General features: G+C 50.9%; 15 protein-coding genes. 1 reads left to right on the forward strand and 14 read right to left on the reverse strand.

What is annotated here, in order from left to right:
• Window positions 1–11 precede the first annotated feature (11 nt).
• The 11 genes from uvrC to ACGHM3_RS13330 all read right to left on the reverse strand — a co-directional run bounded on the left by uvrC (window position 12) and on the right by ACGHM3_RS13330 (window position 10,794).
• A complete protein-coding gene (uvrC, locus tag ACGHM3_RS13280) occupies window positions 12–1,856 on the reverse strand; it encodes an excinuclease ABC subunit UvrC (RefSeq protein ID WP_345415717.1) in 1,845 nt (614 codons plus the stop codon).
• 119 nt (window positions 1,857–1,975) lie between these two features.
• A complete protein-coding gene (uvrY, locus tag ACGHM3_RS13285; protein ID WP_345415714.1) occupies window positions 1,976–2,620 on the reverse strand; it encodes a UvrY/SirA/GacA family response regulator transcription factor in 645 nt (214 codons plus the stop codon).
• 76 nt (window positions 2,621–2,696) lie between these two features.
• Window positions 2,697–2,879, reverse strand: coding sequence for a hypothetical protein (locus ACGHM3_RS13290; RefSeq protein WP_345415711.1), 183 nt, complete (start codon window positions 2,877–2,879; stop codon window positions 2,697–2,699).
• A gap of 129 nt (window positions 2,880–3,008) precedes the next feature.
• The gene (locus ACGHM3_RS13295; RefSeq protein WP_345415708.1) at window positions 3,009–3,623 is read right to left on the reverse strand and encodes an alpha-ketoglutarate-dependent dioxygenase AlkB; all 615 of its coding nucleotides are present in this window, start codon (window positions 3,621–3,623) and stop codon (window positions 3,009–3,011) included.
• Window positions 3,624–3,731: 108 nt separating this feature from the next.
• Window positions 3,732–4,751, reverse strand: coding sequence for a UDP-N-acetylmuramate dehydrogenase (murB, locus tag ACGHM3_RS13300; RefSeq protein WP_345415705.1), 1,020 nt, complete (start codon window positions 4,749–4,751; stop codon window positions 3,732–3,734).
• An 11-nt stretch (window positions 4,752–4,762) separates the two neighbouring features.
• The gene (locus tag ACGHM3_RS13305; RefSeq protein ID WP_345415701.1) at window positions 4,763–5,239 is read right to left on the reverse strand and encodes a low molecular weight protein-tyrosine-phosphatase; all 477 of its coding nucleotides are present in this window, start codon (window positions 5,237–5,239) and stop codon (window positions 4,763–4,765) included.
• 2 nt (window positions 5,240–5,241) lie between these two features.
• Entirely contained in the window at window positions 5,242–6,009 is a 768-nt protein-coding gene (gene kdsB, locus ACGHM3_RS13310; RefSeq protein ID WP_345415698.1) for a 3-deoxy-manno-octulosonate cytidylyltransferase, read from the reverse strand.
• 23 nt (window positions 6,010–6,032) lie between these two features.
• Window positions 6,033–7,037, reverse strand: coding sequence for a tetraacyldisaccharide 4'-kinase (gene lpxK, locus ACGHM3_RS13315; RefSeq protein ID WP_390517063.1), 1,005 nt, complete (start codon window positions 7,035–7,037; stop codon window positions 6,033–6,035).
• Between the two features lie 32 nt (window positions 7,038–7,069).
• On the reverse strand, window positions 7,070–7,495 hold the full coding sequence (locus ACGHM3_RS13320) for a biopolymer transporter ExbD (RefSeq protein ID WP_345415692.1): 426 nt from the start codon (window positions 7,493–7,495) through the stop codon (window positions 7,070–7,072).
• A 10-nt stretch (window positions 7,496–7,505) separates the two neighbouring features.
• Window positions 7,506–8,132, reverse strand: coding sequence for a MotA/TolQ/ExbB proton channel family protein (locus ACGHM3_RS13325; protein WP_345415689.1), 627 nt, complete (start codon window positions 8,130–8,132; stop codon window positions 7,506–7,508).
• 145 nt (window positions 8,133–8,277) lie between these two features.
• Entirely contained in the window at window positions 8,278–10,794 is a 2,517-nt protein-coding gene (locus tag ACGHM3_RS13330; protein ID WP_345415687.1) for a DNA internalization-related competence protein ComEC/Rec2, read from the reverse strand.
• Between the two features lie 151 nt (window positions 10,795–10,945).
• Between ACGHM3_RS13330 and ACGHM3_RS13335 the strand changes: the two genes are divergently transcribed.
• Window positions 10,946–11,470 carry a DUF2062 domain-containing protein gene (locus ACGHM3_RS13335; RefSeq protein ID WP_345415684.1) on the forward strand — a complete coding sequence of 175 codons (525 nt, stop codon included), beginning with the start codon at window positions 10,946–10,948 and terminating at the stop codon, window positions 11,468–11,470.
• A gap of 18 nt (window positions 11,471–11,488) precedes the next feature.
• On the opposite strand, the gene ACGHM3_RS13340 is transcribed toward ACGHM3_RS13335, so the two are convergent.
• The 3 genes from ACGHM3_RS13340 to ACGHM3_RS13350 are packed head-to-tail and all read right to left on the reverse strand — an operon-like array spanning window position 11,489 to window position 14,713.
• Window positions 11,489–12,742 (reverse strand): lipoprotein-releasing ABC transporter permease subunit, encoded by a 1,254-nt coding sequence (locus ACGHM3_RS13340; protein ID WP_345415681.1) that lies wholly within the window; start codon window positions 12,740–12,742, stop codon window positions 11,489–11,491.
• On the reverse strand, window positions 12,739–13,458 hold the full coding sequence (gene lolD, locus ACGHM3_RS13345) for a lipoprotein-releasing ABC transporter ATP-binding protein LolD (protein WP_345415678.1): 720 nt from the start codon (window positions 13,456–13,458) through the stop codon (window positions 12,739–12,741). The genes ACGHM3_RS13340 and lolD overlap by 4 nt, the downstream gene beginning before the upstream one ends.
• On the reverse strand, window positions 13,451–14,713 hold the full coding sequence (locus tag ACGHM3_RS13350; protein WP_345415675.1) for a lipoprotein-releasing ABC transporter permease subunit: 1,263 nt from the start codon (window positions 14,711–14,713) through the stop codon (window positions 13,451–13,453). The genes lolD and ACGHM3_RS13350 overlap by 8 nt, the downstream gene beginning before the upstream one ends.
• Window positions 14,714–14,726: the final 13 nt, after the last annotated feature.

Genomic DNA, 14,726 nt, shown 5'->3' on the forward strand with positions numbered 1-14,726 from the left:
GGATTGGCGGTTTATTCTGACTTTAAATAGGCCACAATCTGCTCTGCTAGGTTATGGCTAATTCCGGCTACTTTTTTGAGGTCATCCACCGCAGCGTTCTTCACGCCTTGTATTCCGCCAAAATGCTTGAGCAGATCTTTACGGCGTTTGGCTCCTACTCCAGGCACAGACTCCAACGCACTGGTGGTGCGTGCTTTGTCCCTGGCGGCTCGGTGGCCAGTAATCGCGAATCGATGGGCTTCATCACGTATCTCCTGCAACAAATGCAACGCTATGGAAGTTGAGTCCAGTGTTAGCTCACGCGATCCGTCATCCAATATTAGCGTTTCAAAACCGGCCTTACGGGTTGTTCCTTTAGCGATTCCGAGCAAATAAACATCCATCACACCGAGATCCTCTAGCACTGTTCTTGCGATATTAAACTGGCCTTTGCCGCCATCGACAATGAGGATGTCCGGAAGTTTACCCTCCCCTTCTTGCAAGCGCTTATAACGCCTTTGTAACGCCTGCTGCATGGCAGCATAATCATCCCCGGCAGTAATATCTTTAATATTAAACCGGCGATAATCCGACGGATTAGAACCGGATTCATCAAACACCACGCAGCTGGCAACGGTTTTCTCCCCCGCAGAATGACTGATATCAAAGCATTCCATACGGCTAGGCGTTTCAGCCAACCCAAGAATCCCCTGCAAGGCTTCGTATTTTTGCTGCACTTTGGCCCGGCTGGAAGTGCGCGACAGCAAATTTTGCCGCGCCGACTCATCCGCAAGCGCTAACCACTTTAAGCGCTGACCGCGCACATTGTGCCGGATATCAACTTTGGCGTTGCGCGCCTGCCGTAGGGCATCGGACAAAACGTTTGCACCATTCAGCGCTAACGGAATCACAATCTGTAAGGGAATATCCCGGGTTTTACTACCTAAATAGAATTGAGCTAAGAAAGCCTCTAGCACCTCTTCTTTATTTTCGCCGAGCTTGTCCTGAGGGAAATAGCTTTTACTTCCCAAAACACGTCCAGAACGAATAAACAACAAATGGATGCAATAGTTATCGGCGGATTGCGCCAGCGCAAACACGTCCATATCGCCCTGCTCGCCCTCGACCACACGCTGGGCTTGTATGCGCTGAAGCGCTGAAATTTGATCCCTTAGATCCGCCGCAATTTCAAAATTCAAGTCGACAGAGGCGGCCTCCATGGCTGTAGCAAGCTCTGATTGCAGCTCCTGGGATTTACCCTCTAAAAACAATTCGGTATAGCGCACGTCACGTTGATAGGCTTGCTCATTGATAAGATCAACACAGGGGCCGGTACATCGGTTGATCTGATATTGCAGGCAAGGTCGGGAGCGGTTTTTAAAGACGCTGTCCTCGCATTGCCGCACCTTAAACGTCTTTTGCAACAAACTGAGGCTTTCTTTTACCGAACCTACATTTGGAAAAGGGCCAAAGTATCGCCCCTTGCCGCGCTTGGCTCCACGATGAAGACTTAATCTGGGAAATTTTTGATCCGTTGAAAGGTATACATAGGGATAGGACTTATCGTCACGCAGCAGAATGTTATAGGGCGGCTTTTGCGCCTTAATCAAATTCTGCTCTAGGATCAGTGCCTCGGTTTCTGTAGCCGTGAGAGTGACTTGGATACTGGCAATGCGACGAACCAGGGCTTGGGTTTTCGGGGCTAAACCACTGCTGCGAAAGTAACTGGCCAAACGCTTTTTTAAATTTTTAGCCTTGCCGACGTACAGCGCTTTACCGCCATCATCGTACATTTGGTAAACACCGGCGCTACTGCTGGTGCTGGCCAGGAAGCGCTTGTGATCGAAGGCATGAGATTGATTGTCCGATTCTGTCATAGGACCGGCATTCTACCACTGAAAACACCCCAGACAGCAAATGATCAGCAAGGGTTGGGGTGCAGTCCTGTGCAAACAGCACTTAGCTGGGCTGGTGTAGCTTAGTTGATCTCTAGGGCTTAGTTGATTTCTAGATCCAATACCCCGTGCTTGACTGCCAACAGGGCCAGTTCAACATCACTGTTAATTTTCAGCTTATCGAAAATTCGATAGCGATAGCTGTTCACTGTCTTCGGACTAACATTGAATGTGTTGGCTATGGTTTGCGCCTTTTGCCCGTTTGCAATCATCAGGGCTGTTTGCAGCTCACGCTCGGACAACAATTCAAACGGCGACGCGGTTTCTTTACTGTAACTTTTTAGCGCCATCTGCTGAGCAACAGAATTGCTCATATAGGGCTTGCCGCTGGAAACGGTTTTGATGGCTTTCACCATTTCAGTAAAGGCGGTGCCTTTGGTGACGTATCCAAACGCCCCAGCCTGCATTAACCGGGTGGCGTACATATTGTCGTCAACCGCGGTCACGGCAATGACCTTTATCTGCGAATGTGCGTTCAGCAACTTTTTCGTTGCCTCCAATCCTCCGATTCCGGGCATTTTTACATCCATAAGGACGATGTCGGGTTTTAGTTCGCGCGCCATGGCAACGGCTTTTTCGCCGCTGTCGGCCTCACCGACCACCTCAAACCCGTCTACATCACTTAGCAGCCTAACGAACCCCAACCTAACCAGATCGTGGTCGTCTACGACTAATATTTTTATCACCTTCTAAACCCCAATAGTAGTTCGAGCTTATACTCTTAAACAACACATTACGTGCTTAAGAACAAATCGAGCTTCCCTACTCATGGCTTTCGTTGTCTGAGGTGCCGCGCCCAAAGCTCATGGGCTCGCCTCTGTGGACAACAATATCACCACTACCAGTATTGCCTGTCTCTGAGCGCAACCAGCGGCAGGTTACCAGTTTGAACGACCAATCTCCATCGCACTGTTCTTTGTGGGCTGCGCTTATGCCCACCAGCATATCATCCTGCGATCCTCTACCGTAATGGAACAGTTACGCTAAGTATTTTACAACAACATTGAAAATGCCAATAACCCGACCTGGCGTGAGATTAACGGTTTTCATTTACCGACCAACACAATGCGCAAGTCAGTCACAAATTATTTTGCGAAACGTGAGATTGATTCTCGCATCTACCACTTTCTTAGTTTTAGGTACTTTGTGCAGCCAGTTTTTTTGGGTGCCACCGGACATCTCTAATAAAGATCCCGGTTCCAAAAGCAGACTGACAGGGGCCAAACTTCTGTCCTGGCGATGCTTAAATTTAAAGGAGCGAACCCCACCTAAGCTCACTGATGCAATCACCGGGTTGGATCCCAGCTCTGGCTCATCATCTGCGTGCCAATCTACGCTATCGTTACCGTCACGGTAATAATTAGCCAAGACAGCGTTGAAGCTATACCCAGTGGCCTGCTCTACCCGCTCTTTCAAACTACGGAGTTCAGGCGTCCAGTCCAGTCTCGGGAGTTTGATACCGGAGTAGCCATAGCCCGCGTTGCGGTCTGCGTACCACGCGTTCAACCTGGGAATAGGAATGGCTTTACCGGCGATACGAATACTTGGGGATTCCCACGCCAAGTGCTGAAAAGCCTGCCAGTAGGTAGCCTGTTCTTGTTCAGACAACCACTGGTTTAAATACCTTGCCTGGCCATCGTTTAAATCGATGGACTGCCAACCGCGAAACAAGGAAAACTGATCGGTCAACTTATGTCACCGTCGGGGCATTTTGCCACATTAGCATTTGTTAATGTTAGTCTTTTCATTTCTTTAATGAGTGTTCACAAACGGTACGAGCGCAGCAAACATTGTGCATTAAAGGCAGCTAACGACTGAGGGTTCTATCTCGAGCGAGACATCGAACTTGGCGGCGACATCCGACTGAATAACCGATGCAGCATTGAGTATGTCTTTGCCCGTGGCACCGCCGGAGTTAACTAACACCAGGGCTTGCTTTTCGTGTACAGAGACCGGCCCGATGGACTTTCCCTTCCACCCCGCTTGGTCGATCAACCAGCCAGCGGCCAGTTTAACAGTACCGTCTGGCATTGGGTACGATGGCATGTGTGGAAAGCTTTTTAGTAATGCATGGCATTGCTCTTGCGCGACTACAGGGTTCTTAAAAAAGCTGCCGACATTGGGGTGCGATGCCACATTTGGCAATTTGCGGGCGCGTATGTCGCTAACCGCATCATAAATATTTTGCGGGCTTAACTTTTGGGCATCGGTAGCGGCGAAATAATTAGACAACTCACCGTAATTCAACCGAGGTAAAGCGCGTTTACTAAGCCGAAAACTGACCGCGGTTATGATGTACTTATCTCGCCATTGGCCCTTAAAACGGCTATCGCGATAGCCAAAGTCACACTGGGCTCCCTCCACAACTTTGGCCTCACCACTGTGCCGGTCGATCAATTGGATTTCGCGGATGGCGGAGTTAACCTCAACACCGTAGGCGCCAATGTTCTGGATAGGACAAGCCCCTACCCGGCCGGGTATAGCAGCTAGGTTTTCCAACCCCCAATACCCGTGTTGGACGCAGTAGCGCACAAAGTCATCCCATACTTCGCCGGCTCCGACGTTAATGATTAGCTCGTCATCGTCTTCACTGAGCTTCTCTATGCCCAAAATACGGTTAACAACCACCAAACCCGGTATGTCGCCATTTAGAATAACGTTGCTACCACCGCCAAGCACCAGCGCGATATCAGGGCCACAATCGCCTACCACCTCTCGCGCTTGGTCAGAATTCTCTATGGTGCATAGCTGAGCTGCACGACTGGGTAACGCAAGCGTGTTTAATTCTTGCAGGTTTTGCTGGGGGCTGTATTTCATGGCGATGAAAACTAAGACTGCTGAATGATATGAGTTATTAAACCCTCGCTGGCCTGTTCGATCAGATCCAGCACAGTTTCAAAGCCGTCCGCGCCGCCATAATAAGGGTCAGGAACGTCTTTACGCGCGGCTGGAGCAAAATCAAGAAACCGGCCCAAATAGCCAGAGTAATCCGCACCGCTAGACATGCCCTCGAGGTGATCTAAATTATCGCTATCCATTGCCAATATATAATCGAAACGATCGAAGTCGGAAGACTTTACCTGCCGAGCTCGGATGCTGGACAAATCATAACCCCGCGCTAAAGCAGCCGCTTGCGCCCGCGAATCGGCCGGATTGCCCGCATGCCAGGCCCCCGTACCAGCAGAGTCGATAATGATGGAAGCGTTGGCCAACTTCGATTCAGCAACTTTGAGGCGAAACACACCTTCGGCCGTTGGTGACCGACAAATATTGCCGAGACAAACAAAGAGGACGGATTTAGACATACCTACTCCTGCTGTTCGATTAATTTACGTACGGCCGCCAAATCCTCAGCGGTATCCACACCACCCGGCACCGCAGCCATGGCTTGGGCCACATGAATCTGCTTACCATTAGCTAATATCCTTAGCTGCTCCAAACACTCCACCTGTTCTAACTCGGCCATTTGCCAGGTAACGAATTGATTTAGCAACGCAACTTTATAGGCGTATATACCAATATGCCGCTGGGCATTGAATGGCTCTGGCAGGCTAGTGTTATCTTTATTGAAATGATCCCTGGGCCAGGGCACCGGCGCACGACTGAAGTACAGTGCTCTACCGCTGGGATCGGCTACTACCTTGACGGCGTTGGGATTAACAAACTCTTCAAAGGAGTGGATTTTTTCACTTAAGGTGGCGGCGCTAAACCCGTTTGCGCTAGCCAAATTATGGGCCACCTGATCGATCACCTGGGGCGGAATTAACGGTTCATCGCCTTGCACATTAACCACAATGTCTTCGTCTCCAAGCCCCAACAGCGCGGCACTTTCCTGCAGTCTGTCGGTACCGGAGGCGTGGTCTTCCCGAGTTAAAATACACTGCCCGCCGAAGCCCTCAACCGCACTTTTGATCTGTTCGTTGTCGGTGGCTACCACTACACGGTCGGCTTTCGATTTTTGTGCCTGCTGGTACACCCACTGAACCATGGGTTTACCGTGAATATTGGCCAAGGGTTTACCCGGCAAGCGAGAAGACGCATAACGAGCAGGGATGATGACAGTAAAGGGTTGCATAGTTAAGGCTCTAAGTTACGACTCTAATCAAAGGGAGAACTGTTCGTGCGTAGAGCCAGCCTATTGGTTAGCTCATCAAAGACGGGTTCAGGAATATTGGCCTGGACTTTTAAATACCACCAATTATCTGCAGCGAAGGCGGCGCATTTTACGGCATCTTTTTCCGTCATCACCACGGTGCGCCCACCATATTCGGCAAAGTCTTGTGCAGTAAACTGGTGATGATCTGCAAAGGCGGTAGAATCAAATGGCAAGGCGAGCGCTGTTAGAGTGTCGAAAAAACGTTGTGGGTTGCCAATGGCGGCCACCGCGCACAGCGAGCCATTGGCCGTGAGTGATTGCAACGGCAATCGCTCGCCGGTTTTGACATTAACCCAGTGTACCGGCGTTAAGGTAAACACCACTGCGTTGTTGTAAAGCGGCTCTCCCGTTGTGGACAATCCATTCTGCAACACCAAATCTACCTGGGTTAATCGTTGTTCCGGTTCGCGTAAAGGGCCAACGGGTAGACAGTGCTTATTGCCCAAACCACGCTTACCATCAATAACGGCGATCTCTATTGCTCTGGGCAAACCGTAATGTTGCAAGCCATCGTCACTGATCACAATGTCGACATCGAAATGCTCAGTGATGTAAAGCAACGCCTGCTTACGGTTCGGATCAATCACAACCGGGCATTGGCAAGCAAGCGCCAACATTTTGGTCTCGTCACCGGATAGTGTCACGTCGGTATCGGCATCAACGGCCAAGGGGAATTGTTCGCTCTGCGAGCCATAGCCCCGCGAGATAATCCCCGGGCGTAAACCCTGTGATCTAAGCCATAACACCAAAGCCTGCACACAGGGTGTTTTACCTGTTCCGCCAACAGAGATATTGCCCACCACAATAACCGGAGGCGAATTGAGTTGCTTTATTCTGCGTTGAAAACGAGTGGCTACTACCCGCCGATACAAACACTCCAACGGCGCCAGGATTTGGGTCCAGCCGGGTTTATCCTGGTACCAGGATGCTTCTATGGCTGAGCGCATGGCTTGGCCCAAGGAGTTGCCGGCCAAACCGATTAGTCGCTCGTATCTTTGGGTTGTCGCGTAGCAATACTCAAATGGACAAAGCCCAGTTTTCCGGCAACGTCCATGGCAGTTACGACGGACTGATGGGGCGTAGCGGCATCCGCCGTGATGACCAAGGGCAAGGAGTTATCGCCTTCAGCGACCTGGGTTAACGCACGCTCCAATGTTTTGGGTTTCTGATTAACCAAAACATTGCCATTGATGGAATAAGAACCGTCTTTTGCGATGACAATATCGATGGTCTGCGGCTGTTCCTGGGCTGGCTTAGCACTGGCCTCTGGCAGATCCACAGTTAAGTGGGTCTCTTTGGTAAAAGTGGTAGAAACCATAAAAAATATTAACAGCAAAAAAACAACATCAATCAGAGGCGTTAGATTAATGCTGTCTTCGTCTTTTGTTTGACGTTTAAATTTCACGCAGCTCTACCTACACCACTTTAACATCGACTTTGCGATCGCCATGAATCGCATCCACCAGTTTTACGGCCTCTTGCTCCATGGTGACGACCAGCGAATCTACCCGACGCTGGAAAAACCGGTGGGCAATCATGGCGGGGATGGCGACGCACAAGCCCGCCGCGGTGGTAATTAGCGCTTGTGAGATACCGCCGGCTAGTGCACCGGTGTTACCCGTACCTTGCACCATAATAGCGGTGAACACTTCAATCATACCAAACACGGTACCGAGCAAACCCAGTAACGGGGTAACGGCCGCAATAGTACCCAGAACTGACAAATAACGTTCCATATCGTGGACAACGCTACTAGCCGCTTCCTCGATGCTGTCTTTCATTACATCACGGCCATGGCGGGAATTGCTGATTCCGGCGGCCAAAATCGTCCCTAAAGCAGAGCCTTGCTTCAGTTGCTTAAGAGATTCCACGTCCAATTGTTTGGCTCGAATGTTATTCCAAACCTCACCCAACAAATTTTTGGGGGCAATTTTATCTGGGTTTAAAGTCCAAAACCGCTCCAAACTGACGCCAACCACAGCCAAAGAACACAGCAAAATGGGCAACATCAACCAGCCGCCAGCGGCAATAATTTCAAACACAAAACTCTCCTAGCTTCGTTCGGTAAAGGGCTTGCTTCAACCCCTTTAGCATAGCCAAAATCCATTCAAAAGTGGCCATCAGCAACGCCGATGGGCCGATTTCTCGGGGCAGAACTGTAGCACAATGGTAAAAATGAGCACAGCGTCACTCAAACCAAAAGCGCTGACGCTCTCCACGCAACCCATAAGCATCAAAATTTCCGTCAGATTGCCATACGAATTGAATGGCGCCATGCTTGGCGGTATTCCAGATAGTGGCATCCGTGAGCTCGCGATAGCGGTTTAGAACACGCGGATTGGGGTGCCCGTACCGATTGTGATAACCCGTACTAAACACCACATGTTGAGGCTTGAATGCCATGATAAATCGATGGCTGGAGGACGACTTAGAACCATGATGAGGGGCAACCAAAACCGTGAGCGGCTGAGCCAGCTGGGCAACCAATTGCCACTCCACCGCTTTCGATATATCTCCCGTCAACAGAACGCGGTGTTCGCCCCATTCAATTAAAAGCACACAGGATCGGTCATTTGAATTTTCCGAAGCTATTTGGGCGGGTTCGGGCCAAAGGAAACTGAAATCGACACTCTGATGCGTAGACAACTGCCACTTCCAGTTTTGGCCTCTGTGGCAAGCATCGACACGCCATGGCAGTCGGTGCGGCTCGCCACTGTGTACCACTGAAGCCTTAAACTGTTGGGCTATTTGCTGTGCGCCGGAAGCGTGGTCAGCATCACCATGACTGACTACCAAGTGGTCAATACTGTGGCTGCCAGACCAATGTAAAAACGGGCTCAATATGTCCGTTGCGGCAAGAAAATCTTCGCTAAAGCGAGGCCCGGTATCAAACACCATAGTTCTACCGTGTGCTTGTAAAACATGCACAGACCCCTGCCCCACATCTAACACGGTTAGACGCACCGTGAAATCAGGCTCTGGATTACTGGTCACCAGTGCTATCGCGGCGCTAAGGCACACCAGCTTTAAAACACGGGGCAGTACCGGCAGCACTGTACAGGCAACTAATAATCCCAACAGCAGCCACTGCCACCATGGAATCCATTCCGCTGCAACCGGTGCTAGCAACCCATGGTTCTCCATCGCCACTAGCTTTGACAGCACATGGGTATAGCCTTCCAATGTTCTCCATAGCAATTGCATTGCCCAAACAGCAACGCCGTACACCCAGTAGAAAAGGCTCGCCAGCACCTCAAAACAGCTCATTACGGCGGCGAGGAGCGACACCGGCACAAGACAAACAGACACAAATGGAATGGCCACCAAATTAATTATAGGAGACACAAAGTTAAGCGAGCCGGTGGCTAGGGCTACCGGAAAGAGCATGGCAATAAAGATGGATAACTGCATTTTAACAGCACCAATCCACGCGGAATGTTTGTTCACCGTGGAGACCACACTGAGAATGGTCGCAACCACAGCAAAGGACAACCAAAAACCCTGGCTATGCCCCGCCAATGGATCGATGATCAAAACCAGTACAACGGCCAACCAGAAGCCCAACCACGGGTTTCTCGACCAACCAAACAACCAAAATACATTGGCCACAACCACCATGACCAACGCCCGTTGAGTGGGCAGGCTAAACCCGGCCAGTAGTGCGTAGAACAGCGCCAAAGCGACGGAGCTAAGAGAGGGTATATATTGGCGAAACACCGGTCGGCCCACACTGAGCAAACGTGCTACTAGGCCGCCCAACCAATAGCCGAGCCCAGCCACGATGCTGATATGCAGGCCAGAAACAATCAGCAGGTGCAGTGTTCCGGTCAGTTGTAACAACTGCCATTGATCCTGGGATAGATAGGATTTATCACCCAGTACCAGCGCGATTAATGCGCCAGCTACGGCGGATTGTTCATCGCTATTCGCTTCGACTTGGTCGCGAGACCCGCGCTGCTGACTGGCCATCAGAAACTGGTTTCTGATGGCTAAACGTAGGCTGTCTATGCCATAACGATTCCCTTGGCTGGCGGACGCGGACGCTTCAGCAGCAACGGTAACCAGCTCAGTGGCTCGCCCCACCGCACTGTAACCAGAACTTAATAACCAACGCTGATAATCGAATCCCTTGGGGTTTACTAGGCCTCTAGGCACCCTCAACTTTGCCCGCAGAGACACCTTGCGCCCTGGGTGTAGCCATGAGGTATCTAGGTCGTCTTTGTTGACCCAAACCAAGCTGAGCCGTTGACCGTGCAGGCGATTCAACGAACATTGTGAGTTAGAACTTGCCAGATTGGGCTCGGCGGATAGGTTGTGGGCGATTAAATCGAAATGCCACTGGCTCACGGAAGGATCAAACGCTGAGGGCGCTCTATTGGGCAGGCCCGCCACCGCCCCCGTAAGGTCAACGACTTGATTGTCGTAGCACTTAGGTAGCTGCTTGGATACTAATTGAGAGCAGGAAAAGTAGGCCGCGCACAGGCCAAAGAGCGCGCCGACGAGAAGAAGCAATGTTCGCTTAACAACCCACCAACGCTGCCCTAATGGGTGCAACCACAAGAAAAGACTCAGTAATATGACTACTATTACAACAACCAACAAAATAGCGGGCAGCCATGCCAACGTCGGCAGATAGCTCACAGAGAGCATGGCAATAGATACTGCCAGCGCAATAGCCTTCATAATAGATAGTTTATAGATCATCCATGACAGCAGGCATTATCAACCAAGCACTGGCTTCAAACCCAGCACTGGCTCGCAAATCCACAAACAATAGTTCGACGAATTACCAACTAGAGCCCAGCGACATTTGGCGGCATAATACGCGCCCTTTCGCTAGGCCTAACCGACCTCCATGCCCCGAAAACTGCTAAAACGCTGGATTCCCAGTCCAGACCAACTTCAGCAAAAGCAGTCTAATTCCGTCTGGGGTAAGTTGTGGCAGGACCCAAATCTATTCCATTTGAATCGCCACTCGGTATCCGTGGCGTTCTTCCTTGGGCTGTTTATTGCATTTATACCCGCGCCAGGCCAAATGGCTTTGGGCGCGTTTTGCGCTTGGTTTTTTCGCTGTAACCTACCAATAACCCTAGCGCTGATTTGGGTGAGCAACCCGTTAACCATGGCGCCGATATTCTTCTTCACCTACAAACTGGGCACCTGGATTTTAGACACGCCGGTACGTACGGTGGAGAGCGGATTCAATTGGCAGTGGATCACCACCGAAATCAGCTTAATTTGGCAGCCTTTATTAGTTGGCTCACTGTTAACAGGGTTATTTTGCGGATGTTTAGGCTATACCACCATTAAAGTGTTTTGGCGCTGGTATGTGATTCGTAATTGGCACCGCAGGCAGCGTGCCAGGTCACAACAAAAATAGTGCGATTATTTAGCGCGACTAATCGTAACGCAGCGCATCAGCCGGCTGCACTCGGCTGGCCCGCCATGCGGGATACAGCGAGGCCAAAACGCTCAACGCTAGGGCTGTGATGCCAATAAACGCTATATCAGACCAGCGGTTATCGATGGGTAAATAGCTCACAGGGTAGATTTCTGAAGTGAGCAATTTGCTGCCAAACAAGGCTTCTATCCAGCCCACCACAGTGGCGGCCACTTGGGTCAAGGCCATGCCAACCACCAATCCCAGGGCGGTTCCAACGCAACCTATCAAAAGGCCTTGCACCATAAAGATCGATAAAATTTGTTTTGGGCTGGTGCCAAGCGTACGCAGAATCGCAATATTGCCTTGTTTCTCAACCACGGCCAGCACCAATGTGGATACTACATTGAATACTGCAATACCGATGATCAACACCAGCAGCAGCCAAACCAAGTTACTGGACATTTGCACGGCGTGATAAAGATTACCGTGTGTCCGGGTCCAATCGCTGGAGTAATAACCAAACGGTAGAGCCGAAACAACCTCGCGGGCCAGCTGTGGCGCCTGGAATAAATCGTCCAACCGCAACCGAATGCCACTCACATTGCCGCCCACGGTGCTCAACTCAGCGGCACTCGCCAGGCCCATAAGGCCCATTCCTTGATCCAGCTCAGTACCCGTTCTTAACAGGCCCGCTAAGCGTAGATATTTCACGCCCGCCGAGCGACCGCCGCCATTGGGTTTAGGCACCACCAGCGAAAAAGTGTCACCCACGCTGAGTGATAATTTTGCAGCCAGGTCAGCCCCCAAAATGATTGATGACGGATCCTGGCTGACCTGATCCAGTAATTCTGGATCTACGAACAGCTCCAAATGAGAAACCGTTGTTTCCAGCTCGGGCTCAATACCGTAAACCAAAACCGGTTGCACCAATCCATTGTGGCTAATCATACCCTCTAGCTGCACAAAGGGAGACGCAGCAACCACGCCTTGGGCTTGTGGTAAAGCGGTAATGTCTGCCAATGTTTGCTGCCAGTTGTCTATACCATCGCGGTGATAAATGGATACCTGCGGTACTACGGAGAGTATTTTGGTTCGCAACTCTCGATCAAAACCATTCATCACTGCCACCACCAACACCAGCAGTGCTACGCCCAACGCCAGCCCAGCGGTTGAGATGGAGGTTATAAAGCTCATCAACTTGCTGCCGCGCCCGGCGCTGGAAAATCGATAGCCTATAAACCAGGGCAGCACCACACGGCCTTTGCTCATGATACGGTACCCACTGCTGGTACAAACGATCCATCAGCCAAGAACAACGTTCGATCCATGCTGCTGGCCAACTGTTCGTCGTGGGTAACGATGACAAAACTGGTGTTAAGGCGCTGGTTTAAGCCGGCCATTAAATCCTGAATGGACTTGGCGGTTCTGGTATCTAAATTGCCGGTGGGCTCATCCATAAACACCACCCGAGGGTTGGTTACCAACGCCCTGGCAATGGCCACCCGCTGGCGCTCGCCGCCAGATAATTCGGCGGGTTTATGCCGACCGCGGTTACTCAAGCCAACATCATCCAAAATAGCCTGGGCGCGCTGTTTGGCTTCGGGCTTTGCGCAGCCGCCGATGAGCATCGGCATCATGACGTTTTCTAGCGCGGTGAATTCTGGCAAGAGATGATGAAACTGATAAACAAACCCCATGTACTGGTTACGTAATGTTCCGCGCTGCTTTTCGTTTAACTCATTTAGAAAGTTATCCAGCAATTGGACTTCGCCGGACGAAGGTAAATCTAACCCGCCCAGAATATTGAGTAACGTCGACTTGCCCGCGCCAGAGGCACCGACAATGGCGACCGTCTCACCGGCACCAATGGTCAAATCGATACCATTTAACACCCTGACCTCTTGCGGGCCTTGACGGTAGGTTTTTACTAAACGCCGGCAGGCTAAAACCGTTGATGGTTTGGCGTTTTGAGGAGTATCAGTCATATCGAAGCGCTTCTGCGGGGTGAATTTTTGCGGCTTGGTAAGCGGGATATACGGTTGCAATAACACTCATTGCTAGGCCAGCAGTGGCCACAATTAAGGTGTCTTGCCAACGCCATACCGATGGCAATTTGGAAACAAAATAAACGTTGGGATCGAACAGATTGGTGTGCGTGATGGATTCGACCCAGCCGACAATATCACCGATGTAAATCCCTACCAGAGACCCAAGTGCACAGCCAGTAACAATACCAATAACCCCCACCGCTGTTCCTTGGGCCATAAACGTCAACATCACTTGTGCAGGCGCCATGCCCATAGTTCGTAAAACGGCGATATTGGAACGCTTATCGGACACCATCAGCACAAGACTGGTGATGATGTTAAATGCGGCCACCGCAACGATGATCATCAACAGAGAACCCACCACTACTTTTTCCATCTTAACCGCTTGGAATAAAGCACCTTGTGTTTGGCTCCAGTCCTTAGCGGTTATCTCACCCGCGTCTTTGCCTGCCAATTGATTTTCTATGGCCGCCATTGTCTGCTGGGCTGAATAGAGGTCTAGAGTTTTTACCCGCAAGCCGTCTGCCGCGCGCGCTCGTCGGTATAGCTTTTGTGCGTCTTGCAGGTTAATTAACGCAAGGCTTTGATCCTGCTTGGCGCCTACCTCAAATACACCGACCACGGTCATACGCTTTTGCCGGGGAAAAGCGCCTGCCGGAGTAATACTTACTTGGGGCAACACCAACACGACCTTATCGCCGGTGGTGACTCCTAAATAGCGGGCCAATAAGCGGCCAATCACAATACCGTAGCCACCGGGTTGTAGGGCATCCAAACTGCCCACTAACATCTTCTCGGCCACCTGAGAGACGCTAGCTTCGGCCACAGGCTCAATGCCTTGCACCTGAATACCTTGAATACCGTAGCTGCGTGTTAGCAAGCCAAAGCCTTCAATGTACGGCGCCGAGGCGACTACGCCAGGAACTTCATCCACATGCTTGCTCAACCCGGCCCAATCATCCACGCCGCCGGGCTGTTCTACAAAACCGTGGGGTACAACACTCAAAATGCGGCGTTTGATCTGGTCATCAAATCCATTCATAACCGACAGCACAACCACCAGTGCGAAACAGCCAAAAGCCATGCCCAGAAGAGAAAAAATAGAAACAAAACTGATGAACTGATTTCTACGTTTGGCCTTGAGATATCGCAACCCGATAAACAGTGGCAGGGGTAGTCCGAGGGCACTCATGGTTGTCTGATCC

Origin of the sequence: Halioxenophilus aromaticivorans (assembly GCF_042850945.1) — a bacterium.
Lineage (GTDB): Bacteria > Pseudomonadota > Gammaproteobacteria > Pseudomonadales > Cellvibrionaceae > Halioxenophilus > Halioxenophilus aromaticivorans.

What these genes read in the sequence shown, in the direction of transcription:
- kdsB (WP_345415698.1), bottom strand. Translation starts at nt 6,009, where the DNA reads ATGCAACCCTTTACTGTCATCATCCCTGCTCGTTATGCGTCTTCTCGC.
- uvrC (WP_345415717.1), bottom strand. Translation starts at nt 1,856, where the DNA reads ATGACAGAATCGGACAATCAATCTCATGCCTTCGATCACAAGCGCTTC.
- ACGHM3_RS13340 (WP_345415681.1), bottom strand. Translation starts at nt 12,742, where the DNA reads ATGAGCAAAGGCCGTGTGGTGCTGCCCTGGTTTATAGGCTATCGATTT.
- ACGHM3_RS13335 (WP_345415684.1), top strand. Translation starts at nt 10,946, where the DNA reads ATGCCCCGAAAACTGCTAAAACGCTGGATTCCCAGTCCAGACCAACTT.
- ACGHM3_RS13330 (WP_345415687.1), bottom strand. Translation starts at nt 10,794, where the DNA reads ATGATCTATAAACTATCTATTATGAAGGCTATTGCGCTGGCAGTATCT.
- ACGHM3_RS13290 (WP_345415711.1), bottom strand. Translation starts at nt 2,879, where the DNA reads ATGCTGGTGGGCATAAGCGCAGCCCACAAAGAACAGTGCGATGGAGAT.
- lpxK (WP_390517063.1), bottom strand. Translation starts at nt 7,037, where the DNA reads ATGCGCTCAGCCATAGAAGCATCCTGGTACCAGGATAAACCCGGCTGG.
- lolD (WP_345415678.1), bottom strand. Translation starts at nt 13,458, where the DNA reads ATGACTGATACTCCTCAAAACGCCAAACCATCAACGGTTTTAGCCTGC.
- murB (WP_345415705.1), bottom strand. Translation starts at nt 4,751, where the DNA reads ATGAAATACAGCCCCCAGCAAAACCTGCAAGAATTAAACACGCTTGCG.
- ACGHM3_RS13350 (WP_345415675.1), bottom strand. Translation starts at nt 14,713, where the DNA reads ATGAGTGCCCTCGGACTACCCCTGCCACTGTTTATCGGGTTGCGATAT.
- ACGHM3_RS13305 (WP_345415701.1), bottom strand. Translation starts at nt 5,239, where the DNA reads ATGTCTAAATCCGTCCTCTTTGTTTGTCTCGGCAATATTTGTCGGTCA.